The 24,221-nt window shown below is 59.9% G+C and carries 18 protein-coding genes and 2 tRNA genes; 16 read left to right on the forward strand and 4 right to left on the reverse strand.

The window, feature by feature from the left end; translation table 11 throughout:
• Window positions 1-17 precede the first annotated feature (17 nt).
• The 3 genes from DSM100238_RS02845 to DSM100238_RS02855 form a co-directional block, all read right to left on the reverse strand.
• Window positions 18-1,574, reverse strand: a complete 1,557-nt coding sequence (locus DSM100238_RS02845; RefSeq protein WP_205730674.1) for an amino acid permease — start codon at window positions 1,572-1,574, stop codon at window positions 18-20.
• A 695-nt stretch (window positions 1,575-2,269) separates the two neighbouring features.
• Window positions 2,270-2,584: a hypothetical protein gene (locus DSM100238_RS02850; RefSeq protein WP_152355239.1), complete on the reverse strand. Its 315-nt coding sequence runs from the start codon at window positions 2,582-2,584 to the stop codon at window positions 2,270-2,272.
• Window positions 2,585-2,781: 197 nt separating this feature from the next.
• Window positions 2,782-2,858, reverse strand: a tRNA-Met gene (locus DSM100238_RS02855).
• Window positions 2,859-4,197: 1,339 nt separating this feature from the next.
• Here DSM100238_RS02855 and DSM100238_RS02860 point away from each other — a divergent pair.
• The 10 genes from DSM100238_RS02860 (at window position 4,198) to nucS (ending at window position 13,638) form a co-directional block, all read left to right on the forward strand.
• The gene (locus DSM100238_RS02860; RefSeq protein WP_152355240.1) at window positions 4,198-5,310 is read left to right on the forward strand and encodes a homoserine O-succinyltransferase; all 1,113 of its coding nucleotides are present in this window, start codon (window positions 4,198-4,200) and stop codon (window positions 5,308-5,310) included.
• 290 nt (window positions 5,311-5,600) lie between these two features.
• Window positions 5,601-6,413, forward strand: a complete 813-nt coding sequence (gene atpB / locus DSM100238_RS02865; RefSeq protein WP_152355241.1) for a F0F1 ATP synthase subunit A — start codon at window positions 5,601-5,603, stop codon at window positions 6,411-6,413.
• A 221-nt stretch (window positions 6,414-6,634) separates the two neighbouring features.
• Window positions 6,635-6,865, forward strand: coding sequence for an ATP synthase F0 subunit C (gene atpE / locus DSM100238_RS02870; protein WP_015451080.1), 231 nt, complete (start codon window positions 6,635-6,637; stop codon window positions 6,863-6,865).
• Between the two features lie 62 nt (window positions 6,866-6,927).
• Complete coding sequence (locus DSM100238_RS02875; protein WP_152355242.1) at window positions 6,928-7,455, forward strand: F0F1 ATP synthase subunit B; 528 nt, start codon at window positions 6,928-6,930, stop codon at window positions 7,453-7,455.
• A 19-nt stretch (window positions 7,456-7,474) separates the two neighbouring features.
• On the forward strand, window positions 7,475-8,302 hold the full coding sequence (locus DSM100238_RS02880; RefSeq protein WP_152355243.1) for a F0F1 ATP synthase subunit delta: 828 nt from the start codon (window positions 7,475-7,477) through the stop codon (window positions 8,300-8,302).
• A gap of 74 nt (window positions 8,303-8,376) precedes the next feature.
• Window positions 8,377-10,005, forward strand: coding sequence for a F0F1 ATP synthase subunit alpha (gene atpA / locus DSM100238_RS02885; protein WP_026503185.1), 1,629 nt, complete (start codon window positions 8,377-8,379; stop codon window positions 10,003-10,005).
• Between the two features lie 3 nt (window positions 10,006-10,008).
• Window positions 10,009-10,929 (forward strand): F0F1 ATP synthase subunit gamma, encoded by a 921-nt coding sequence (locus tag DSM100238_RS02890; protein WP_152355244.1) that lies wholly within the window; start codon window positions 10,009-10,011, stop codon window positions 10,927-10,929.
• An 8-nt stretch (window positions 10,930-10,937) separates the two neighbouring features.
• Window positions 10,938-12,422, forward strand: coding sequence for a F0F1 ATP synthase subunit beta (atpD, locus tag DSM100238_RS02895; RefSeq protein WP_152355245.1), 1,485 nt, complete (start codon window positions 10,938-10,940; stop codon window positions 12,420-12,422).
• Window positions 12,422-12,733 (forward strand): F0F1 ATP synthase subunit epsilon, encoded by a 312-nt coding sequence (locus DSM100238_RS02900; protein WP_167511001.1) that lies wholly within the window; start codon window positions 12,422-12,424, stop codon window positions 12,731-12,733. Before atpD ends, DSM100238_RS02900 begins: the two co-directional genes overlap by 1 nt.
• Before the next feature lie 200 nt (window positions 12,734-12,933).
• On the forward strand, window positions 12,934-13,638 hold the full coding sequence (gene nucS, locus DSM100238_RS02905; RefSeq protein WP_152355247.1) for an endonuclease NucS: 705 nt from the start codon (window positions 12,934-12,936) through the stop codon (window positions 13,636-13,638).
• Between the two features lie 141 nt (window positions 13,639-13,779).
• Here the strand turns inward: nucS and DSM100238_RS02910 are convergent, their stop codons facing one another.
• A complete protein-coding gene (locus DSM100238_RS02910; protein ID WP_152355248.1) occupies window positions 13,780-14,781 on the reverse strand; it encodes an FKBP-type peptidyl-prolyl cis-trans isomerase in 1,002 nt (333 codons plus the stop codon).
• Between the two features lie 148 nt (window positions 14,782-14,929).
• On the opposite strand from DSM100238_RS02910, the gene DSM100238_RS02915 reads away from it, so the two are divergent.
• The 6 genes from DSM100238_RS02915 (at window position 14,930) to DSM100238_RS02940 (ending at window position 24,208) form a co-directional block, all read left to right on the forward strand.
• Complete coding sequence (locus DSM100238_RS02915; protein WP_152355249.1) at window positions 14,930-16,555, forward strand: hypothetical protein; 1,626 nt, start codon at window positions 14,930-14,932, stop codon at window positions 16,553-16,555.
• A 1-nt stretch (window position 16,556) separates the two neighbouring features.
• Window positions 16,557-17,558, forward strand: coding sequence for a DUF8094 domain-containing protein (locus DSM100238_RS02920; protein WP_152355250.1), 1,002 nt, complete (start codon window positions 16,557-16,559; stop codon window positions 17,556-17,558).
• A gap of 226 nt (window positions 17,559-17,784) precedes the next feature.
• Window positions 17,785-18,744, forward strand: coding sequence for a tetratricopeptide repeat protein (locus DSM100238_RS02925; RefSeq protein ID WP_167511002.1), 960 nt, complete (start codon window positions 17,785-17,787; stop codon window positions 18,742-18,744).
• A gap of 148 nt (window positions 18,745-18,892) precedes the next feature.
• Window positions 18,893-18,965 (forward strand) — tRNA-Arg (locus DSM100238_RS02930).
• A gap of 480 nt (window positions 18,966-19,445) precedes the next feature.
• Window positions 19,446-23,564, forward strand: a complete 4,119-nt coding sequence (locus DSM100238_RS02935; protein ID WP_167511003.1) for an LPXTG cell wall anchor domain-containing protein — start codon at window positions 19,446-19,448, stop codon at window positions 23,562-23,564.
• Between the two features lie 257 nt (window positions 23,565-23,821).
• The gene (locus DSM100238_RS02940) at window positions 23,822-24,208 is read left to right on the forward strand and encodes a RidA family protein (RefSeq protein WP_152355253.1); all 387 of its coding nucleotides are present in this window, start codon (window positions 23,822-23,824) and stop codon (window positions 24,206-24,208) included.
• The last annotated feature ends 13 nt before the right edge of the window (window positions 24,209-24,221 follow it).

The following is a 24,221-nucleotide window of genomic DNA, read 5'->3' on the forward strand; positions in this document are numbered from 1 at the left end:
CGCCCGATCGCGTGGAATCAAGCGGCGGCGAAATCGTCGCTCAGCTCTTCGATGGAATCCTCATCCTCGTCATTGTCAAGGATTTCGTCCATCAAGCTGCCGTCGATCCGTCCGCGTACCGCATACCAGCCGATGACCATCGCGACCACGACCACCGCGAACAACGCAAGTGTCCACCTGCCGGACGCGCTGGTGAGATTCGAGATGACGACGATGGCGAAGAACGCGAGCGCCAGATAATCCGTGAACGGCGCTCCAGGCATCCGATATTCAGGCCGCTGCTCCTTGCCTGCTTTGACGCGCTTGAGGAACGCGAGATGCGTGACCAGAATCGACGACCACGTGCCGGCGATGCCGATACCGGCGAGATTCATGATGATATCGAAGGCATTGGCAGGCAGCACAGCGTTGAGCACCACGCCGATCAGACCGAGTGCTGATGTGATCATAATGCCGCCGTAAGGAATATGGTTCTTGTTCATACGGGCGGCGAACTTCGGGCCGGACCCCGCAATCGCCAACGAGCGCAGCGTGCGGCCGGTCGCATACAGACCGGCATTCAGCGACGACAGTGCGGCGGTCAACACGACAACCTGAATGACATCGCCGGCATGGGGAATGCCGATACCCGAGAAGAAAGTGACGAACGGCGATTCGTTCGATGAGTAGGCGGTATACGGCAGCACAAGGGCCATCAGAATAACCGAGCCGACATAGAAGCCGAAAATACGCACGATCATGGAATTGATGGCCTTGGGCAGGACCTGCTGTGCCTCTTTCGCTTCGCCGGCGGCGACGCCCACCATTTCGGTGCCGCCGAACGCGAAGACCACGCCAAGCGTCAGCGCGAAAACCGGCGCGATGCCTTCAGGGAAGAACCCGCCGTGGTCGGTGATATTCGCCAATCCCGCATGATACTGCCCGACCGGAGCGCCGGTGATAATCGCCCAGATGGCGATGACCATGAACGCGAGAATCGTGAATACCTTGATGGCGGCGAACCAGAACTCGGCCTCGCCGAACGCCTTGACACTCAGCATGTTGAGCGCGAACACCGCGGCGAGCGCGCACAAGGCGAGCACCCATTGGGGAACGGCCTTGAACGCCTGCCAGTAGTGGAAGTACAGTGCGACTGCGGTGATATCCGCCATGACGGTAGTGGACCAGTCGAGGAAGAACAGCCAGCCGGTGATGTACGCGCCTTTTTCGCCGAGAAATTCGCGTGCGTAGGACACGAATGCGCCGGAGGATGGGCGGCGGATCGCGAGCTCGCCGAGCGCGCGGACCATGAGGAACGCGAACACACCGCACACGGCGTAGGCGATGGTCAGTCCGGCGCCGCCTTGCGCGAGACGCCCGCCCGCGCCGAGGAACAGACCGGTACCGATGGAGCCGCCGATGGCGATCATCTGGATGTGGCGTGGCTTGAGGTCTTTGGCGTAGCCGGCGTCGCTTTTGTCCTTGTGGGCGGCAGGCGACATTGGCTGCGGTGTGTGTTGCTGGGCGGATGGGATTGCTGATGCGTTCGGCTGGCTGCCGGTCGAACGCTGCTCTTGCTGGTGCTGTGATGCCATCTGGGCGGATTCCTGGTTTCTGGTCTGGTTGCTGGTTTGGCCGTTGGTTTGGCTGTTGGTTTGGGCGTTGGTGGGGTGTCGTTCCGGTGCATGCCGGTAGCGAGGTGACACCGCTTCCTGTTTTGTGCGCCGGCGGGACGTCTTCGCACGTAGCCGCGTAGTGCGGATGCGTGTTTGTGAAGTGCCCACCCCCGATTACGTCAAACGTTTGCCGTCAATGATAACGCGACGTTACGCCAGGCTGCAGCATCATCTCACATACATGCCCGATCCTGCCCCCCACAGCCACCCCAACCACCCACATTGTGAGCGCATCATCTCACCTACATGCCTGATCCTGCCGTCGTTCCGGGCTGTCAAGCCGTGGTACCCGAGCCTTGTGTGGTGGTTGTGCTTGTGCCGTGGTTATGTCGTGGTTATGTTGTGGCACGAATCCGCCACGCGTAATCCGGATACCCCAAGGTACATAACCCGGACCTGCCGTGTCAGGGAACTGCCGTGTCCGAACCTGCCTTGTCCGAACCTGCCTTTCCGGGATCTGCCTTTCCGGGATCTGCCTTGTCCGAACCTGCTTTGTCTGGGACCTGCCGCGTTTGGGATTTGCCTTGTCCTGGCCTGCCTTGTCCCGGATTTGCCTTATCCGAATCTGCCGGGTATGGGGATCCGGATATTAGGACGTTCAGATAAGCAGGCGCTTACCGTTCAACATCGATGGTGTTGTCAGAGCGGATGTCGTGGGCGAAGTCATCGTTGCTGCCGAATGAGCCATCGGCGTCGTTGGCATCGTTGTTGTTGTCGTCATCATCATCGCTGGTGTTGGTGCGCATGGCGATGATGACCCACACGGTCAACGCGAGACCGATGATGCCGGCGATGATTTCCATGATCGTGGAGATGTTGATGTGCGACGGCACGGTGACGATGCCTTGCGCGAGCGACACAATCGACAGCGATCCGAGTGTGAGCGCAATCAGTGGTGCCATGGGTTGCAACGGTTGAGAGATACGCATTCTGTTCCCTTCTTCTGCTCCTGTCGGAATCTTACTCGCAAGGAAGCAGTCAACTCCCATATTCCGATATTCGGTGGTTCGCGTTGCGGTTGACGGTCTGACGCGAAGAGCTGGCGCTCGCCGGTGAACCTGACGCGAATCAGTGCGGAATGCAGAAAACCGTGACCGACAGATGTCGAATCACGGTTTTCATTGATTGGTAGCGGGGCATGGATTTGAACCATGGACCTCTGGGTTATGAGCCCAGCGAGCTACCGAGCTGCTCCACCCCGCGTCGGCTGCTTCAAGCAGCAGTCATCTACTTTATCGAACGGCAGGGAATTGTCAAATCGGCGTGCCGTTCAGCTCAGAGCAGATGGCACCCAGGATGGATGGATCGCCTGTTGCGTTGGCGCATGTCGTGGCATGCGTGAGACTGATTGATTGGTGTGATGTTGGTTCTAGGACGCCTGTTGTGGGCGGCGTGTATGTCGTGGCATGCGTGAGGCTGATGGGTGCCGCACGGACGGCGCTTGTGTGAGGATTCGCTCACACAACGGGTGGTTGGGAAGTGGGAGTCCGCTGTGTTGCCTGTCTTGATGCTGGGTTTGTGAGGATCGGCTCACATAGTGGGGGTCGGATGTCTGGAATCTGCAGGCTGGAAGGTGTGGGTGACGTGGTTTGTGAGGATTCGCTCACATAGTGGGGGTCGGATGTCTGGAATCTGCAGGCAGGCGGGTGTGGGTGGCGTGTTGTGTGAGGATTGGCTCACAAAGTGAGTGGTTGGGCAGCGGGAATCTGCTGTTTTTGTGGCTCGTGTACCCGGTTTGTGAGGATTGGCTCACACAGTGGGTAGTGCAGCTATTCCAAGACTGCGGTTTGCGGCGGCCGGGTGCTGGGTTTGTGAGGTTTGGCTCACAAATCGGGTGGTTGGATGGCCGGAATTTGCAGGCTGGAAGGTGCGGATGACGTGGTTTGTGAGGATTCGCTCACATAGTGGGGGTCGGATGTCTGGAATCTGCCGGCAGGCAGGTGTGGGTGACGCGTTGTGTGAGTATTGGCTCACACAATGGGTGGTCGGGAGGTCGGAATCCACTGTGTTGGCTGTCCTGGTGCTGGGTTTGTGAGGATTGGCTCACAAATCGGGTGGTTGGGTGTCCGGAATCTGCAGGCTGGAGGGTGTGGGTGACGTGTTGTGTGAGGATTGGCTCACGCAGTGGGTGGTTGGGAAGCGGGAATCCGCTGTTTTGCTGGCACGTGTACCCGGTTTGTGAGGATTGGCTCACACGGCGAATGATGCCGGACGTTCCTGATTCCGGGGCATTACGGCGCTACCATTCGCGCACCAGGCACATCGGCGGTTGACGGCAGCCGGTAGCCACACCGATAGTCCCGCCCGTAATCGTTCGCGCGTCGGTCACGCCCAACCTCGAGCGCAAGAATCTCGCAAGGATTCCCGCAAGAATCGCGCAAGAATCCCCGGAATCCTGACCGCCAATCCCGTCATCTGCCCGCGCCGGTCACATGAATGCCGGGATAAGCTCATACCGCACCTGCCGCCGCCATCCGTCCGCACACCGGTCACATTTCAGCCGACACCAAACACATATCGGACCAACAGCCATAATGGAATCATGCCTATCAAGATTCCAAGCGGCCTGCCCGCACGTGCCATCCTCGACTCCGAGCGCATTTTCGCGCTGGAGAAACCTGAAGCTGAGCGCCAGCGTGTGCGCCCGCTGCGCTTGGTGATCTTGAATCTCATGCCCAAGAAGATTGAGACCGAGACCCAGCTGCTGCGGCTGATATCGAAGTCGCCGCTGCAGGTCGAGGTTGATTTCATGAAGACTTCGACCCACGAATCCAAGCATGTCAGTGCCGATCATCTGGTGAAGTTCTATGAAAACCTTGACGCGTTCCGGGACAACTATTACGACGGCTTCGTGGTGACCGGCGCGCCGGTGGAGCATTTGGAGTTCGACCAAGTCGATTACTGGGACGAGTTCAAGGAGATTCTTGACTGGGCTGGCTCGCATGTGTTTTCGACGATGTACCTGTGCTGGGGGGCGATGGGCGCCCTGCACTACCGCTATGGCGTGCGCAAGCATCTGTTGCCGCAGAAGCTGTTCGGTGTCTATCCGCAGTACTTGCAGGACGAGTACTGCTTCCTGACCAACGGCTTCGATGAGATCGCGTTGCAGCCGCATTCCCGGCTTGCCGGTGTGGATGAGGACGATATCGCGGCGAATCCCGATCTTCAGGTGCTTACCTGGGGCCCGGAGTCCGGCCCGGGTTTGATTGCGACGCGTGATTTCTCCGAGGTGTTCGCTCTTGGTCATTGGGAGTATGGCAAGATGACGCTCGCCGAGGAGTATGAGCGCGATATGGCCAAAGGGCTGACGAACGTGCCGTTCCCGGAGAACTATTTCCCGCATGACGACCCGAAGCTCGAGCCGTTGTTCAGCTGGCGTGCGCATGCGAACTTGTTGTGGCGCAACTGGCTGAATTGGGTGTACCAGACCACGCCGTACGACTTGCGTGAGGTTCCGCAGTTGCGCGCGCAGAAGCGGTTGGGTACGGATCGGTCGATCCGCCATGCTCCGGGCGCGCCGCGCCGCGACGGGTATGCACCGATGATCATGGACGGATATGGTTTGATCGAGGGCGATTATGCTCAGGACGAACGAGTGCGTTCCGCGATATCGCCGAGGCCGGCAGGACCTGTAGCCGCCGGCTCTGACGCCTGACTTCTGTCGCGAGCGCTGTCCACATACCGGATAGCAACGTCTTGCGTAGCGTTCGGCAATTCGAACCGTTTTATCTAAAAACGGTTCGAGAATGTGAAAGAATTGTTACCAAGACGCGTGAAAACGTCGTACAATCTCCACGTAGCCGTTCGGAGTCGAAGGCAGGCGCCGGCCCCGTCGGCGCCCGACCTACTCGCCACGCCGTGTACATGTGTGCCGAAATCTTCCGGTCACATTCGCTCAGGGCGTTGGGCTAAACTGACAGCTGTTACGAGAAGTAGGAGGCGTAGATGGTGTCACAAGTCAGCACGCAGCTCGTGCTTGCGGCCAACGCGGGTCCTGAACTGCCCTCGATCGACGATTTTCTTCCCGATCCGATCCTGTTCCAAGGCACGCCGTTCGCCATTAACCGCATCATTCTCATCCGAATCGTTGCCACTATCGTGCTGCTGCTGGTGATGTGCATTACGGCGAAGCGCGCCAAACTCGTTCCCGGCCGTTGGCAGGGCATGATTGAGACGCTGCTTGATTTCGTCCGTGACAACATCGTCTATCAGGTGATGGGCGAGGAGCGCGGACGCCGGTACGTGCCGATGATTACCACACTGTTTTTCACGATTTTCGTGTTCAATCTGTGCGGTGTCATCCCTGGCATGAACATGGCGGCTACGGCCACCGTGACCATGCCGCTCGTATTCGCACTGTGGACGTTTGTCCAGTATTGGATTGCCGCGTGCCGTGAGAAGGGATTCCTTCACTACCTGCGCGGCGAACTGATGCCTCCGGGGGTTCCGCTGCCGATCGATATCATTCTCGGCCCGATCAACCTGCTTGAGGTGCTGATCATTCGTCCGTTCTCGCTGACCGTCCGACTGTTCGCCAACATGATCGCAGGCCACTTGCTGGTCGCGACATGCTTGGCATTCACACAGTTCTATCTCATCGAAGCGTCGAACTGGGCTATCAAGCCTGTCGGCGTGCTGTGGCTGTTGGGTGGTTTCGCGTTCGTGTGCTTCGAGATGTTCGTGGCAGGCCTTCAGGCGTATGTGTTCGCGATCCTCTCGACGGTGTACATCAACCAGAGCTATCCGGAAGTCGAGTGATTCGACATACGTGGCGTGCCATACGCGCTGCGTGACGGATTGCAACGGTGCCAGGCACGACCGCCCATAGCGGCCGTGTCTGCCCGGCATCGTGATGAACGATGCGCCATAATTGAATCAAGCGAGTGCACCGGTGTCTTGGGGCGCCGGGCAAGGAAAATCTTCGGCCCCGCGACGCGGAGCCGCGTACCATGTCAGATTTCGGTAAGAAAGGACAACACATGGATATCATCACTCTCGCCGAGGTTGCAGGCAACATCAGCGTTCTGGGCTACGGCGTTGCCGCCATCGGCCCTGGTATCGGCATGGGCATCCTGGTCGGCAAGGCTCTGGAGAGCACCGCTCGCCAGCCTGAGGTCTCCGGCCGTATTCAGACCCTCATGTTCATCGGCCTGGCAATGATCGAGCTGCTCGGCCTGCTCGGCTTCGTCGCCTTCGTCATGGCCAAGTGACCGGCCGGCGAACAGGACGGATCACAATCAAGTAGAAACCCGAGCAGGAAAGGAGAACACCCATGCCACTGGCAGAGAAAAGCGGTATTTCGCTGTTTTTGCCTGAAACGTATGACATCGTGTGGTCATTGGTCATTCTCGTTGTCATCGCGGTCTGCTTCTACAAGTACATCATGCCGAAGTTCCAAGCTGTCTTCGACGCCCGTGCGGCCAAGATCGAAGGTCGTATGGAACAGGCCGAGAAAGCGCAGAAAGACGCTGACGAGGCCAAGAAGAAGTATGAGGATCAGCTCAGCCAGGCGCGTGTCGAGGCATCCAAGATCCGCGACGACGCCCGTGCCGAAGCATCCCATATCATCGCTGATGCGCGTTCGCGCGCTGAATCCGATGCAGCCCAGATCGCCGAGAACGCGCAGCGTTCGATTGAATCCCAGCAAAAGCAGGCTCTGGTGAGCTTGAAGGGTGAGGTCGGCACGCTGGCTACGGCTCTGGCAGGCAAGATTCTCGGATCGGAGTTGAGCTCGAGCGCCACTCAGACGCAGATGCTTGACAAGATGATCGACGAGATGGATGCAGACAGCAACAAGTAAGCGAAGGAAGTGAGATCACATGCGAGGAGAGGCTTCACGCATCGCAGACCGCGTCTCGCGTGACTCGCTGGCGCCGAAATTGAAGGCGACCGGTGAGGATGCCTGGCGTGTGGGCAACGAGCTGTTCGCAGTCACCGATCTGCTCGACCACAATATCCAGGTCGAACGGGCGCTGACCGACCCCGCACGTCCCGCTGCCGACAAGACCACCATGGTGCACACGCTGCTTGAAGGCAAAGCCCATCCGATGACCGTCGAGATCCTTGACGATCTGGTGCAACGCCGGTGGAGCAAGCCGCATGATATCGCGAACGCGGTCGAAGATTTCGGCGTGGATGCGATGATGTACTATGCGGACGCGACCGGAACCACCATGAAGGTATCGGTGGAGCTTGCCGAGCTGCATTCGGCGTTGCTCAACATGCCGGTGGTCCGCACCCGCTTGTACGACGAGCATTCCACGGTAGAGGCGCGCGTCGAGTTGCTGCACAACGTGTTGTCCGGCAATGAGATCAGCAAGGTCACCATGCGCCTTGCCGAGCATGCCACGGAGAATCCGCGGCACCGCCGTTACCTTGCCACCATCCAGTGGCTGATCAACAAGCTGTCGCGTCATATGGGCGAATCGATGGTCACCGTGACCACCGCTGCCCCGCTGTCGGACGAGCAGGTTGACCGGCTCACCAAGATCTACACCAAGCGCACCGGCCATGCCGTGCATATCAACTCGGTGGTTGATCCGACGGTGTTGGGCGGTATGCGCGTGCAGATCGGCCACGAGGTCAACGACAACACGGTGATCGCCCAGCTGAACAAGCTCAAGCGCAGCGTACAGGTCACCGCCTAAACGGGTAGTGACACGAGTCGTTTCCGTGTGAAAGCGCGAAAGACTTACATGAACAAGAACAATAAGGAGTGATCATGGCAGAACTTACCATTGATCCCGCCGCGGTACGCAAGGCCCTCGACGACTTCGTCGAGTCCTACAAGCCGTCTGACAATCCGACCCAGGAGGTCGGTTATGTCGCGACGTGTGGTGATGGCATTGCGCACGTGACGGGACTGCCTGGTTGCATGGCCAATGAGCTGCTGACCTTTGAGGACGGCACGCTTGGTCTGGCGTTCAACCTTGACGCCCGCGAAATCGGTGTGGTCATCCTCGGTGACTTCGCCGGCATCGAGGAGGGTCAGGAAGTCCGCCGTACCGGCGAAGTGCTGTCCGTACCGGTCGGCGACGGATACCTTGGCCGTGTAGTCAATCCGCTGGGACAGCCTATCGACGGCCTCGGCGAGATCAAGAGCGAAGGCCGCCGTATTCTCGAGGCGCAGGCTCCGGACGTGATGCATCGTCATCCAGTCGACGAGCCGCTGTCCACCGGCCTGAAGGCAATCGACGCGATGACCCCGATTGGCCGCGGTCAGCGTCAGCTGATTATCGGCGACCGCCAGACGGGTAAAACCGCCATCGCCATCGACACGATCATCAACCAGAAGGACAACTGGAAGTCCGGAGACCCGAAGAAGCAGGTGCGCTGCATCTACGTGGCCGTCGGCCAGAAGGGTTCCACCATCGCCTCTGTGCGTCAGAGCCTCGAAGAGGCGGGCGCGATGGAGTACACGACGATCGTGGCTTCCCCGGCCTCTGATTCCGCAGGTTTCAAGTACATCGCCCCGTACACGGGTTCGGCCATCGGCCAGCACTGGATGTATCACGGCAAGCATGTGCTCATCGTGTTTGATGATCTGTCCAAGCAGGCTGAAGCCTACCGAGCGATTTCGCTGCTGCTCCGTCGCCCGCCGGGGCGCGAGGCATACCCGGGCGACGTGTTCTACCTGCACTCCCGTCTGCTGGAACGTTGCGCCAAGCTGTCCGACGATTTGGGCGGCGGCTCGATGACCGGTCTGCCGATCGTCGAAACGAAGGCCAACGATGTGTCTGCATACATTCCGACCAACGTGATTTCCATCACCGACGGCCAGATCTTCCTGCAGTCCGACCTGTTCAACGCAGGCCAGCGTCCGGCTGTCGACGTCGGTATCTCTGTGTCCCGTGTCGGTGGCGCAGCGCAGACGAAGGCGCTGAAGAAGGTCTCCGGTACGCTGAAGATCTCGCTGGCGCAGTACAAGTCGCTCGAGTCCTTCGCGATGTTCGCCTCCGATCTGGACGCCGCATCCAAGGCCCAGCTGACTCGTGGCGCGCGTCTGACCGAGCTGCTCAAGCAGCCGCAGATGTCCCCGTACTCGATGGAACAGGAAGTCGTCTCGATTTGGGCTGGTACGCATGGCAAGCTCGATGACCTCGAACTTGCGGACGTGCTTCCCTTCGAGAAGGGCATGCTTGACTACGTGGCCCACAACACGGACATTCTCACGACGATTCGTGACACCGGTGATTTCACCGCCGACACGGAAAAGGCCCTTGAACAGGCCGTTGATGACTTCCGTGCCACGTACGTGACGAAGGCCGGCAAGCCGCTTATCGAGAAGAAGCCCGTCGCCAAGACCGACACCCCGGTCGAGCAGGAAAAGATCGTCGCAGGGGAGAAGTGACCCATGGGCTCGCAACTCGCATTGAAATCAAGAATCGCCTCAACCCAGTCGTTGGAGAAGATCTTCAACGCCCAGGAGATGATCGCGTCCTCGCACATCGCGAGGGCGCGTGAGGTGGCGCTGAACGCCAAGCCTTACAGCGATGCGATTTTCGATGCCGTGCAAGCGTTGGCGGAGCACACTCATATCGACCATCCAATCGTGAAGTCCGACGAGAAGAACCCGCGCGTCGCCGTGCTGGCTCTGACGTCGGACCGCGGTATGGCCGGTGCGTACACCTCGTCGATCATCAAGGAAACGGAATCCCTGCTCGCCCGTCTTGCCGACAAAGGCAAGGAACCGCAGCTGTATGTGTACGGTCGTCGCGGCGTCACCTACTACAAGTACCGCAACCGTCAGGTGGCGGCCTCGTGGGAGGGCGACAGCGACAAGCCGGGCGTGGAAGTCGCGGAATCGATTTCCAATACCCTGCTGGACGCGTATATGAAGCCAGCGGATCAGGGTGGAGTCTCGGAACTGTACATCGTATTCACCGAATTCGTGAACATGGTCGTGCAGAAGGTCCGTGTCCTGCGCATGCTGCCGGTCGAAGTCGTGCCGGAAGCCCGACAGGATTCCGGTCCGATCCCCGAATCCACCGCAGCGCAGGCGACTCCGTTGTACACCTTCGAACCGAGTCTGGAAAAGGTGCTGAACGCGATTATGCCGAAGTACATCCAGTCGCGTATTCACGAGTGCCTGCTGACTTCGGCGGCATCGGAAACGGCATCCCGCCAGAACGCCATGCATACGGCCACGGACAACGCACGCAACCTTGTCGACGAGCTGACGCGCAAGCTCAACGCCTCGCGCCAGGCATCGATCACCCAAGAACTTACCGAAATCATCGGCAGCGCCGACGCGCTGAACAAAGAGGAAGAGTAGGAACGCATATGGCTGAGAACCAGACCACAGCGGCTTCCGAAACCGACGTCGAAGCGGTGAACGTCGGACGCGTGACGCGCGTCCAGGGTTCCGTCATCGACGTCGAGTTCCCGGTAGGCCACCTGCCCGACATCTACAACGCCCTGACCGTGAAGCTCAACAGTGTGGGCAACACGGAGGGTGAGACACTTCACCAGATCACCATGGAAGTGGAGCAGCACCTTGGCGACTCCACTGTGCGCGCTGTTGCGCTCAAGCCTACTGACGGCTTGGTGCGTGGCGCTGAGGTGACCGATACCGGCGGCCCGATCGAGGTCCCGGTCGGTGATGTCACCAAGGGGCATGTGTTCGATGTCTCGGGCAATATCCTCAACAAGAAGCCGGACGAGACCATCACGGTCAAGGAACGCTGGCCAATCCACCGCAATCCGCCGGCATTCGACCAGTTGGAGTCCAAGACCCAGATGTTCGAAACCGGCATCAAGGTCATCGACCTGCTGACTCCGTACGTGCAGGGCGGCAAGATCGGCCTGTTCGGCGGCGCAGGCGTCGGCAAGACGGTGCTGATCCAGGAAATGATCCAGCGCGTGGCGCAGAACCACGGCGGCGTGTCCGTGTTCGCCGGCGTTGGCGAGCGTACCCGTGAAGGCAACGACCTGATCGGCGAAATGGCGGAGGCAGGCGTGCTCAGCAAGACCGCGCTGGTCTTCGGTCAGATGGATGAGCCTCCGGGGACGCGTCTGCGTGTCCCGCTGACCGCACTGACCATGGCTGAATACTTCCGTGACGTGCAAAACCAGGACGTGCTGCTGTTCATCGACAACATCTTCCGCTTCACCCAGGCCGGTTCCGAGGTGTCCACGCTGCTTGGCCGTATGCCTTCCGCTGTGGGCTACCAGCCGAACCTCGCCGACGAGATGGGTGCGCTCCAGGAGCGCATCACCTCGACCCGTGGCCACTCGATCACTTCGCTGCAGGCCATTTACGTGCCTGCGGATGATTACACCGACCCGGCCCCGGCAACGACCTTCGCCCACTTGGACGCGACGACCGAGCTTTCGCGTGATATCGCAGCAAAGGGTATTTACCCGGCTGTCGATCCGCTGGCTTCCACCTCGCGCATCCTTGATCCGCGGTATGTCGGCCAGGCCCATTACGAGTGCGCCAACCGTGTCAAGGCGATTCTGCAGCGTAACAAGGAGCTGCAGGACATCATCGCCCTGATCGGTATCGACGAACTCGGCGAGGAGGACAAGACCATCGTCAACCGCGCCCGCAAGATCGAGCAGTTCCTCGGCCAGAACTTCTATGTGGCTGAGAAATTCACCGGTCGTCCGGGCTCCTACGTTCCGGCGGACGAGACCATCGAGGCCTTCACCCGCATCTGCGACGGCGTGTATGACGACGTTCCTGAGCAGGCCTTCTCCGGCATCGGCGGTATCGATGACCTCGAGAAGAAGTGGCATGACATGCAGAAGGAATACGGCGACTGATGGCGGGCACAACCATGCAGGTGAACATCGTCGCGGCGGACCGCCCCTTGTGGTCCGGCACGGCGAAGTCCGTCACCATTCCGGCGTCCGAAGGCGGGATGGGCATCCTGCCGAACCACGAACCGGTGCTTACCGTCATCAAGGACGGCACGGTCGCGGTAGTAGACCCTGATGGTGTGCGGCATTCCTTCGATGTCACCGATGGATTCATTTCCTTCGATTCGAACAAACTCACCGTTGCGGTTGAGCGCGGACATGACGTGGTTCAGACTTCCGGTCCCGGAACTGTAGACGACGGGCAACAAGTCTGAGCATGACCTCGTTTTCGGCGTAGGGCCGGTCTGTCACGATAGGTGGCGGGCCGGCCCTTGTCGTTTTGTGCGATATCAGGCTTGGGTTGTTGCGGTTGTTGCGGTTGTTGCGGCTGCTGTAGTTTGCGCGGATTGGAGCCAAGCATGGTGACTGCAGCGATGCGGTGGGTGACGGCAGTGGTGCTGTTAGGCTGTCGGATGTGAGAATCATTGTTGCGGATTGCAGCGCGCAGTATTCGGGGCGGCTGAACGCGTCGCTTCCCTTGGCCAAGCGCGTGCTGCTGGTAAAAGCGGATAACAGCGTTCTGATCTTTTCGGAGCTCGGATCATACAAGCCATTGAACTGGATGGCGGCCCCGTGCACCATTCGACAGATTGACCCGCCGGATGCCGACGCTGACCCGGATACGCCTGTTCCGGAGCGCGTATTGCGGGTGTGTGCCGAGAAAAGCGATGACGTGCTGGAAATCACGCTGCAACATGTGTACGCGGACCATACGTACGATTTGGGTGAAGATCCGGGACTGGTCAAGGATGGTGTTGAAGACCATCTGCAACGGTATCTCGCTGAGCAAATCGAGCGGATCGGCGAAGGAGCCAAACTGGTCAGGCGGGAGTATCCGACAGCGATTGGGCCAGTCGATATCATGGCGGTCGATGGCAATGGCATGCATGTGGCGATTGAAATCAAACGGCATGGCGGCATTGACGGGGTGGAGCAGCTGACCCGCTATTGCAAGCTGCTCAACCGTGATCCGCTGATCGCCCCGGTTCGCGGTATTTTCGCGGCACAAACCATTACTGCGCAAGCCAAGACGCTCGCCCATGAGCGCGGCTTCGAATGCATGATTCTGGATTATGACGACATGAAGGGGCAGGAGGACGGCACGCTGCGGCTGTTCTGATCGTGCTTGTGGATATTCACGGGGCACTTGGCGTCCACATCCTCCCCCTATGCAAACTGGTTACGCTGAGCGTTGTCTCAGCGTAACCAGTTTGCATAGGGGGAGGCGAATGCGGGCGTGGCGGCCGCATCCGCTCAATCATCAGTATGCGTAGAGAATGTCAACCACGAAGTACAGCGTGGAATTGGCGGGGATTGTCACCTTTCCAGTGGTGCTGTCCGTCTGGTCAGTGGAACCGTAACCTTGGTCTGGCGGGATGATCAGCAGTACCTGGGATCCGATGGTCTGCCCGGTCAGTCCGGTCTTCCACCCGGTGATGACTTGGGACAACGAGAACTGTGATGATGTGCCGCGGCTCCACGAGGAGTCGAACTGGTGGAGCTTGCCCTTGCTGTCGGCATACCAACCGGAGTACTGGGCGTCCACGGTCTGTGTGGACTTGACGGCGGCTCCATCGCCCTTGATCAGGGGCTGGACGACCAGCTTGCCGTCTGGCTTGTAACCGTTGAGATTCAGCGAAGGCTTGCCGTTACTGGCGAGTGTGACCTTCGGCAGATTCGACGGAATGTCGGTGACTACTTTGCCTTCTGCGCGGGTCAGCGCCTTCGTGCGTGAGATGATGGTCAGCACCATGAGATACGACGTGCCGGAAGAGTTCTGGTCATTGACTCCGAAGGCGATGGTCGCATTGACTTTCTGGCCTTTGAGAATCTCGTAGTAGGCGGTGGTCGTCGTGGATTTGCTGACGACGATTGAGCAGTCGGGCGTGTTCTTCTCCCAGGTGCTCATGAGCTGGGAACCGTCCTTGGCGTTGAGCGCGATGCCTTGGGCGCACAGACGGTCGCCCTCTTTGATCGTCTCGCCGTTGCCTTGTTGGAGCACGCTATACGTGTTGTCCTGAACGGTCATGGGGGTATGGAATTTCACGGTCGGTTTTTTGCCGGGCTCGCCAGTTGCCGTGACACCGGCGATTTTGTTGAGTGTCGCGCCTGAGGAGCTGGAACTGGCGGATGCCGAAGAAGACGATGATGACGACGAAGAACTGCCCGAACCGCATGCCGCGACGCCGAGGCACATGCCGGCGGCACATACGGCGGTGATGAGGCTGGCGGCGGTGTGACGAAGTCTGGGTGAAATACGCATGGCTACCACACTAGCGGCCGACCATGATATCGCGCGGATTCGTGCGGGTGCGCGCCCGCAAGCCACGGGTGTGTTCTGTGCGATGGTCAGGTGGAGGTATCGCCTGAACACCGGTGAAGTGAGGTGGTGTCTGTAGAATAGTGGCGTTATGACGAAGACACATGAATCACACGAAGAGCATGCCGTATTTGAGCGGCCGTCTCATCATGCCAGAATCATGCGTGGCATCGTCGCACCGGTGTTCGGTTTACTCGCCGTCGCATGTGTGGTGTTCGGCACACTCAACGCCACAATCTGGCGTCCATCGAGCGAAATCGCGGCATCGGTGAATGTTTCCGGCAGGTACGCGATGACGGATCCAGGCGTCCTGTCCATGGTTGCGGAACGCTCCACCTTGGTTGTCCATGCCAAATCGTCGAAAACGCGTGTGTGCATCGCATTGTCCACACGAAAGGATGCCGCTGGATGGCTGGCAGGGAGCACATACACGCGGATCACCGGCATGTCGGACTGGCAGACGCTGACCACATCCTCGCAGAAAACCGCCGGCAGTGCCACAGCCCAGGATTCGTCGGTCGAATTCGAATCGTCGGATATGTGGCGGTCGGTCAAATGTGGCACCGGCAACGTCTCATTGACATCACGCGCAACGTCGTCGGATGTCATTGCGTTGATCGACACCGGGTCGAATTCTTCCCGCACGTCGGTGACCATCCATTGGGTGCGTGAGAAGCTTCCTGATTTCGCAACGCCGTTCTATTTCATTGCTGGTCTGCTCGCGCTGATGACCGTTCTGTCCGCATCGGTGTTCGCCATGCCGGACGTCAAACGTCGCAAGACTCCGGGGAAGCCGAAACCGAAGGATCCGGACGAAATCAGCTTCTCGGAGGCGTTTGCAGGCAGCTGGAGCATCATCAAACGGACATTCACGCCCCGCAAGAGCAACAAGCCCAGAAAGCGCCATGCCCCGGGTGCGCCGGCACAATCGGCTTTCGACCGGCAGAACAATCACGGGGAGGACGTTTCGTCGCCGGACGGGAACGGGTCTGTTGCTGCCGAGCCGGTGGTTGTGGATCCGATGTCGCGTAACCTCGTTGCTGATATGCAACAGCGGACGGGGGCGGATCAGCCTGTTCTTTCCGTTGCCGCCGTTCAGGATTCGTCCGTTGAACGCGCCCAAGCCACGGAGAATCCGCCCGTGGCCGGCGTATCTGCAACCAGCGATGAAGCCGGGGAAACGTCCCACCATCGGCATGGCCGTCACAGCGGGGCGGAACACAAGGTGGAAGACGACCGTCACGAGGCCTCCGCTCCTGTCGCCTTCCAACCGCATCATCATTCGCGCCATGCCAGGCATGAAGGGCAGCCGCAGGCCGCGCAGGAACAGCCGAAGGACGTCGCACATTCGTATGCCTCGCTGCATGTTGACCAGGTCTGGTACCCCGGCGGGGAGATCGATTTCGGCAGCGCCGGGCAATTTGAGCAAGGTGAAGTGACCGAACAACCCCAATCAGAAGGAATCCAAGCATCCGATGCTGCACAGCGTCACGAGGCCGAGAACCATGCGCCCGGCGATACTTCCGACGCAGACGAATCGCATCCGACCGCACTGCGGCACGCGCGCACCAATGCTCCTGCGCCGGTGAACGCCGAAGCCACATCGGTGATCGACCCGAAGGAATTGCAAGCGTATTTCGCCAGGTGGGCGTCGCAGCAAGAGACAACGGATCAGGATGACAGCGACGACGACAATCATGAAGAATCCAAGGAGTAGCATGACCTCACGTATCACCAAAGCTGTGACGGCAGTGCTCGCCGCGGCGTGCCTCATGACGTTCGCCGGCTGCGAGGGACAGGTCCCGCACCCGGCTGCAAGCGCTGAGCATACGGACAAGCCAGATGTGACCGAAGCCCAGGAACGACGGATCCGCGCGAACATCTTGAAGGTTGTGAACGCGGCGAACGAGGCGAAAAGCGTGGACGGGCTCGACGCCCGAATGTCGGGGCCGGAACTGGCCATCCGCACCAGCGAGATCACCATCGCCCAATCCACGGGTTCGTTGGATGCGAAAACCAACATCCCCTCCAAAATGACGCAGGCCGTGATCCCCACGGATTCAGGCTGGCCTCGCTCGATTTTCACCATCACGACCACCACATCCGACCAGCAGTCCCAGCGGCTGCTGGTGATGGTCCAAGACAGCGCGCGCAGCAATTACAAGTTGTGGGGTGTCGCCCGACTGTTCCAAGGCGCGAAACTCCCGAAGTTCGCCATCGCCTCGATTGGCGCCCAGATGGGCACGGCGAATGACACCGGTTTGGTGATGACGCCGCGCAAAGCGGTCGAAGCGTATGCTGATGTGCTCCAGAACGGTGCCGACAGCAAATACGCTTCAAAATTCGCTGACGATTATTTCCGTCAGGAGCTTGCCAAACTGTCCCAGACGGTCCAGGAAGGCATGGAACGCAATGCGGGTACGCAACAGCAGACGTTCCAAGCGGCTGACGGGCAGATCAAGGTCATGCGCTCGAGTGACGGCGGCGATCTCGTGGTCGCGCAAATCAATTCGGAGTGGACCCGCCAAGCTGGTGAAGGACGCGAATCCCAACCGGCGTCGGATTCCGAAAAGGCGCTGTTCGGTAACGGTACCGCCACCAGCACGATGAAAGTCACGTATGTGAACGTCATCGCGATGTATGTGCCGCCTGCCGGTTCGCATCAGAAGATCACTGCAGTGGGTGCCGAACGCCAGCCGGTCAAGGTGGAGGCGCTGTAATCGCGCGCATGGCGGATATAGCGAAATCAGTGTATGGGTGCATACGACGTGTGCGCAACCGCTTGTCCGCAGGTTGAGGCGGGCTGTCCTGCCTGTGCCCCTCGGGCTTTAGCTTCGCGAAGAAGGCGGCGCGCACGACGTGGCGTCACGGTATGTTGAATGGTATCGAATGATTGCTAGCCGGCGTGGCTGTTCGGCGTCGCTAGTCGAAGAATCAGGAGGCGACATGGCAGACCAGAAGTTCAATCCGGGGATTTCGCTCGCGGGGGCGGTCGATCTTGAATCCGTGCAACATCAGGTGACCGCGGAACCTGGACAGAGCGGCGGGGCTCCTGCCGCCGGGGCGTATGTGATTGACGTCACCGAGAACACCTTCGAGGCGATGGTGCAGACGTCGGCGACATTCCCGATCCTCATGCTGCTATGGACTGCCAGCGATGACCGGCTCTTCCCGATGGCCAAAGCGCTCGGCGAAGCCGTGAACAAGCTCAATGGCCAGATTCAGCTCGCGCGCATCGACGTGGCGAAGGCGAACAGCATCGCGCAGGCCTTGCAAGTCAGGGGAGTGCCCGCGTTGTTCGGATTGATCGGCGGGCGGCCGATGCCTTTGATGGAAGGTCTGCCAAGCGCTGAGGAGCAACAGCAGCTCATCGACCAGGTCATTCCGAAGATTATCAGTGTGGCGCATCAGGCTGGGGTCGCCGGGTCGGCGCCGTATTCCGGCGATCGTGACGCCCAGGACGAGCAGCCTGCACCAGAGCAGACCGAAAGTGTGCCGCCGCAACACGCTGAGGCGCACCGTCTTGCACAGGAAGGCGATTACGCGGGTGCCGCCGCGGCGTATGAGCGGGTGCTGGAATCAGACCCGCAGGACACGATCGCTGCGCGTGAACGGTCGAAGGCACTGCTGCTGGCTCGTTCCGGTGCGGCTGATGTACGCGCGGTGCGTGCCGCGGCCGCGGAGCATCCTGATGATGTGGACGCCCAGCTGGCAGTCGCTGATATCGATATGATCGGCGGGCAGATCGAGGATGCGTTCGGCCGCCTGCTTGACTATCTGGCGGCTGGACACCGTGATCAGATTGAGCCGGTGCGTAAGCGGCTGCTGGAGTATTTCGCCATTCCTCAGTCGGGTGATGAGCGGCTCAAGCATGCACGCCGTCGTTTGGCGACGCTGATGTACTGAAACACCGGAGCGTAGCGCATCATCGATGTGCTGTGGTGTTCAAGAGCATGAATTGATACGTTGGTGAACTGATATGTCGGCGTGTCCCGATGGAGTACGGACGTCATAGACGTGTGTCTGTGCATGTCGGTATAGTGGACTGCCGCACGGGTTTGTAGCTCAGTGGATAGAGCGTCTGTCTCCGGAACAGAAGGTCGTGGGTTCGAATCCCATCAAGCCCACGAACCATGTGGTATGTGGCGCCAGGCTACGGCTTGGCGCAGATGGCGCCCCGGCATTGGAGCATATGGGGCCGTAATCCGCAGATACACCAAGCGTGGGCTTTTGTACACCGTGGCTTGTGCCTTGAATTCGCTTATCCCGCCTTGTTCAGGGAACAATCAAATGCAATTTCGAGGATTCGTGTCCGGCGCATGAATATGCTACGCTGACCAATGAAGGGTCTTATGGCGGCGATGGGGATCGCCGTCCGATACGCGAATCCACGTGTTTGTCGGCATATGAGGCTTGAGGGGAGCCGAAAACGCCGGCACGATTGGCATCGGGCCATGACCATTCATCCGGAATACGGCGGGGAGCGTGCCGAACCGGCGAATGCAAGCCCATTGGGGGGAATCGTGAAAACGGCGTCGTCGCGGCGTTTCGTTTTCTGTTGTTTTGGGGGAATGATGAACCGTATTCGATTCGTCACAATAACCGCGGTGACGGTGATCATCGCGTTGATGGCATTGATTGTCGCGCCTAATACAGCCATGGCGGGTATAGGCTCGCAAGGCGCGGGAATATCCGGATCAGGCGGTCCGATGCCTGACAATGATGCGCTGTTCCTATTCGATAACAAGCAGTATGGCTCCACGCCGACGCAGGGGTGGGACGAGTCCTCGATCGACTACGCCTATCAGTCGCTGGTACGTAGCGGGGTACTGTCCACATGGTCAGGCAACAAGCCGAAATTCTACGGGTCGTGCCGTGATGCGGTTTCGCGCGCCATAGCCGATCGCAGTGACGGCGAGGCGAAACAGGCGCGCGTCGTAGGGGTCGCGCTGTCGTTGAAAAACGGCAGTCTGTATGGCACCAATCCGCGTGACTTCCGCGCGCGTTTCGATACGAATTGGGACAGACTCGCCGCCGACGGTTTGGGTAACGATCTCATCGGCTGGGACGGCGACTGGATCAACCGGCTGCGATACCAGTTCAACGAGCAGATTGCAACGACCGGCCGCACCTATCCGGCTGGAGTCCAGGTGATTTGCGTCGCGGCCAACGAATTGCAGCCCACGGCGCAGTATCCGCTGTCGATTACGACGCAACAGCAGGCTCCTGCGGACATGAGCGTCGGCGATGTCGCGCCGGTCCATGACACCATCATCACCAACAACGGTGGCTCTGTGGTCAATGAGCAGCTTGATGCTCAGATCTGGCTGAATTACGACGGGCATCCCGCCGGCCTGCACGCCGCTCGCGCCATCCACAAAACCATGCGGTTGCCGAATGCGGGTACTACGGACTCGCCGCAGTTCGCGCCTTCGGATTTCGGCTGGGACGGATGGCAGGAAGGCAGATACTGGTTCGATGTCGTCGTGCCGGGGCAAGGCCGGATGGCGGCAACGGTGAATACGGAAGACCGGCAGGCGTCCGAGAGTTTCCGCGTCGGGTCGCGCGCTCCGGGCGCCCCGTCCAAAAGCGTTGACGAAGGGGTAAGCGCCGACGGCATGACCAACCGCACGAACATCGTGACCGGGACCGGACGGGGAGGCTATCGGCTGGGCATTGTCGACACGATCACGCCCGGCGACACGTCGTATCGCATCGGCGGATACCGCGTGACCGATATGACCGATGGAACGGATCGCACCGCTGAATTCACATTCGACTGGAATAGGGACGCCCATACGGTCAGCGCACAATGGTCTGCACAATCGGGCATGCTGCCGCAGGACCACGCCTTGAGCTTCTCCTTCGACGTCACCGTCGACACGCCGGGGCATGGATTGATCAGGGATACCGCCGCCGTGTACTGGAACGATGAGCCGGCGTGCAGTACGGAAGACCGGCAGTTCCCCACATGGCGACCGCAACCGGATACGGTATGGGCGTTACGTGGTGAGGACGGAGCATGGGATGCGGTTATCGATCCCGAGCATGGCAATGCAGTCGGGGCTGCCGGCCGTTCGCTGCTGGACGGTGACGCCGTGGCGGTTGCCACCAATGCGGTCATTGCGGCACATCTGATTGAGCCCCCGCAACGTTTGGAATTGACAGCCGGCTGGTCGCAGGCGGATTATCTGTTTGATCCAGACGGCGAAGCTGCGATTCGCGTGTACGCGGCGGACACCACGCATGAACGGGCGTCCGGCGTGTTCGACATTGCGCGCACAGGCAAGGATGTGACCGGTGAATTCACCATCCGCATCGACAACGGCACGGCGACCGCAGTCGCCTCGCAAGCGTATCTCGCGTCCGTACAGGGGCTTGGCGTCCACCGTCAGCTCACCCTGCTGGTGCCAGGCAGGATCAATCTGGCGCACGGCAAGGGCGCAATCCAGGCGCGCAAGGATTACCGGGTCGAGGACGGCCATGCTGTGCAATTGTGCTCAAACAGCCAAGGTACGGCGTTCAGCGCCGATGGATCGCATACGGTCAACGACCATCGCGTTGATGCGAACAAGCCGTCCTTGTGCGCGTACATCCCTCCGGCGAACAAGCAGGTGCTCGCCCATGCGGAGCATGGCGGGAACCGCGCGTCCATCGATCAGGCCAAAGTGATGCCGGGACAGCGTGTCACGTATGTGCTCAGCTCTGACATCACCCCGGAACCGGGACTCGGGTACCGGCTCGAGCATGTTGAAGTCGTAGACGAATACGACCAGTACCTTGAACCGGATGAATACAGCGTCATCGTGCGCGACAAGGCGACCGACACCGTGTTCGGACGGCAGCACTACAGCGTGGATTGGGATCGGACCAACCATCGGTTCCGTATCGTCTTCACCCGTGCGACCATCGACGCCATGTGGAACTCCACCCAGACGACGCCGCGTTTGACGGTCGAATTCGACGGCACCGTGTCTGAACATGCGCCGGCAAACAGGCTGATGGCCAATCAGTGGACACTGGGACTCAACAACAGTGTGACCCCGTCGAACCGTGTCGTCATCGAACCGCCGCGCATCGTTCCGGAGAAAACCGTCACCCAAGCCCAGGCGAGCATCGTCGTCGACGGACGGACCGCCCTGCTGGGGGACACCGTATACTACCGGGTCACGCTCGATGCGTCCGATGTGGAATCCAGCGCCTACACGATCCAGCGGTTGGGCGTCATCGACGATTATGACGAACGGTATCTCGCCCTTGACACCGACCGTATCAGCATCACTGATGAGCGGGGCAACGATTGCACGAAGGCGTTCAACATCCAGGATGCGGGAGGTGTGCTGTACGCGTTCTTCAAAACCGTGGATACCGTAGATCGCACGACCGGGAAGGTCATTGCGGCTCGTCAGCCAGACGATTTGAAAGCCTATGCCTCGGCGTCGCTCGACCCGCATACCGACCCGGCGATTGATCAACAGGTACTCGGAAAACGCTACGAACTTGTGCTGCCGATGACGGTCACCGCAGTCGGCGACGGCATCACCGTGCGCAACAGTGCAACCCAAGTCACGGGAGCCATCCGTACGGATACCCGGACGGTCGTCACTGCATTGCAACCGGTGAATCCGATGAAAGATGTGTCCATCGCCATGCAGGGGGACAGCATGGACGGCGCCGATCTGCCGTTGCACACCACATTCCTGTACCGGCTTGACTCCTCGGACTTGCCATCGGAGCGCGCCTACGAGGTCGGTGCGTGGAACATCAGGGACGACTACGACGAACTGCACGACGTGTATCTCGGCCAGTGGGCGGCGGTCGCGCGGCATGACATGGTGATCAACGGTAAGGCCATCGCATCGGGCGACATCATCGAACGGCATATGGACGGGGAACTATCAGGTGCTTCACAGACGGACGCGCCGCGCGGCGGAGACACTGAGAGCGAGCCGCTTTTCGATGTCACAGAGCAGTCCGGCGTGATACTCATCACCTTGACCGATCAGGGCAGACGCGTCTTCGGCGGACGGGACCGCGCGGCAGGATGGACGATATTCATCCAGATGCAGCGAGTGCTGCCAGGCGAACTCATCGTCAACGAATTCACAGAAACCATCAACGGTGTCGAACGGATGTCCAACGAGGTGTGGACGCGCACCATCCACGAACATGGTGCAATCGAACTGGTGAAATTCGATGAGGCATCCGGTGAACAGGAGGGTGACCGTGATACCGCCGAGCAGGCGCTGGACATCATGCAGGAGGAGACGACGCTGGTGTTCCGCATCCGCAACGTGGGAGACGTGCCGGTGACCGGATTGCGGCTGAACGACACCGTCACAATCGGCAACGCGGCGGTCGCGGCATGGCGGTATCCGGAGCATTGGGATGATCTGGTCCTTGAACCGGGACAGTCCGTCGATGTGACCGGTGTGCTTTCGGGTGTGGACGGCGCGCATGCGGACCATGCCACAGTCACTGCGGCAACGGTGGTGACATGCCCTATGGTGGACGACAACCCCTTCGACGACCAGCCCGCAGTCAGACAGGAGGGCGTATGCCGGGGCGATACGGTCAGTTCCGGGGATTATTGGCATGGCAGACGGATTGCATTGGCCAAGACTGGCGCATGGTTCATTCCAACGGCGATTCTGGGGTCTGTCGCGGTGGCCGCCGCGACGGGGATGCTTGTCCTGCTGACCGTCCTTCGCCGCCGGCGCGGATGACACTCATATCGTCGAACGCATTCGGGACGCATTGTGCGACAGCCCGTTGCAAGGCTGATCGGACTCGCGGCGAGAGATGACATATCAGGGGGTGAAACGGTGAGACTCCCGGCAATCATGCCGGGAGTACACTGAGCGCCAACGGTCGATTCCGCAGCGGCATACCCGCGGCAGAACACCGCGACACCGCGGTCGGACCGTTCCGCTTGGCGATCCGCCCGGCGTCCATCATGACATGTCAAGGGAAGGCAATCCACATGAGCGAACTGATCAAGGTCACATCCGAACACGCTCCGGCGGCGCTGGGCGCTTACAGCCAAGCCGTCAAGGCGAACGGTTTCGTCTTCGCCTCCGGGCAGCTGGGGCTCGACCCGGCCACCGGGAAGCTGGCAGGCGATACGGCGGGCGAACAAGCCGCACAGGCATTGAAGAACATTGCGCATGTGCTTGAAGCCGCTGGAACCGATACGGCGCATGTGGTGCGCGCCACCATCTATATGAAGCATGTCGAGGATTTCCACGAAATCGACGCGGCCTATGCTGCGGTGTTCAACGGCGATATCAAGCCGGCGCGCGTGGCGTTCGGCGGCAATGATCTGCCTGCCGGAGCGTTGGTGGAAATCGACGCCATCGCGGCACTGTAACCGCTGAAACAAC

Origin of the sequence: Bifidobacterium apri, assembly GCF_009299485.1 — a bacterium.
Classification (GTDB): Bacteria; Actinomycetota; Actinomycetes; order Actinomycetales; family Bifidobacteriaceae; genus Bifidobacterium; species Bifidobacterium apri.

What these genes read in the sequence shown, in the direction of transcription:
- DSM100238_RS02940 (WP_152355253.1), top strand. Translation starts at nt 23,822, where the DNA reads ATGAGCGAACTGATCAAGGTCACATCCGAACACGCTCCGGCGGCGCTG.
- DSM100238_RS02890 (WP_152355244.1), top strand. Translation starts at nt 10,009, where the DNA reads ATGGGCTCGCAACTCGCATTGAAATCAAGAATCGCCTCAACCCAGTCG.
- DSM100238_RS02875 (WP_152355242.1), top strand. Translation starts at nt 6,928, where the DNA reads ATGCCACTGGCAGAGAAAAGCGGTATTTCGCTGTTTTTGCCTGAAACG.
- atpA (WP_026503185.1), top strand. Translation starts at nt 8,377, where the DNA reads ATGGCAGAACTTACCATTGATCCCGCCGCGGTACGCAAGGCCCTCGAC.
- DSM100238_RS02880 (WP_152355243.1), top strand. Translation starts at nt 7,475, where the DNA reads ATGCGAGGAGAGGCTTCACGCATCGCAGACCGCGTCTCGCGTGACTCG.
- DSM100238_RS02925 (WP_167511002.1), top strand. Translation starts at nt 17,785, where the DNA reads ATGGCAGACCAGAAGTTCAATCCGGGGATTTCGCTCGCGGGGGCGGTC.
- DSM100238_RS02845 (WP_205730674.1), bottom strand. Translation starts at nt 1,574, where the DNA reads ATGGCATCACAGCACCAGCAAGAGCAGCGTTCGACCGGCAGCCAGCCG.
- atpD (WP_152355245.1), top strand. Translation starts at nt 10,938, where the DNA reads ATGGCTGAGAACCAGACCACAGCGGCTTCCGAAACCGACGTCGAAGCG.
- DSM100238_RS02900 (WP_167511001.1), top strand. Translation starts at nt 12,422, where the DNA reads ATGGCGGGCACAACCATGCAGGTGAACATCGTCGCGGCGGACCGCCCC.
- atpE (WP_015451080.1), top strand. Translation starts at nt 6,635, where the DNA reads ATGGATATCATCACTCTCGCCGAGGTTGCAGGCAACATCAGCGTTCTG.
- atpB (WP_152355241.1), top strand. Translation starts at nt 5,601, where the DNA reads ATGGTGTCACAAGTCAGCACGCAGCTCGTGCTTGCGGCCAACGCGGGT.
- DSM100238_RS02850 (WP_152355239.1), bottom strand. Translation starts at nt 2,584, where the DNA reads ATGCGTATCTCTCAACCGTTGCAACCCATGGCACCACTGATTGCGCTC.
- DSM100238_RS02910 (WP_152355248.1), bottom strand. Translation starts at nt 14,781, where the DNA reads ATGCGTATTTCACCCAGACTTCGTCACACCGCCGCCAGCCTCATCACC.
- DSM100238_RS02915 (WP_152355249.1), top strand. Translation starts at nt 14,930, where the DNA reads ATGACGAAGACACATGAATCACACGAAGAGCATGCCGTATTTGAGCGG.
- DSM100238_RS02920 (WP_152355250.1), top strand. Translation starts at nt 16,557, where the DNA reads ATGACCTCACGTATCACCAAAGCTGTGACGGCAGTGCTCGCCGCGGCG.
- DSM100238_RS02860 (WP_152355240.1), top strand. Translation starts at nt 4,198, where the DNA reads ATGCCTATCAAGATTCCAAGCGGCCTGCCCGCACGTGCCATCCTCGAC.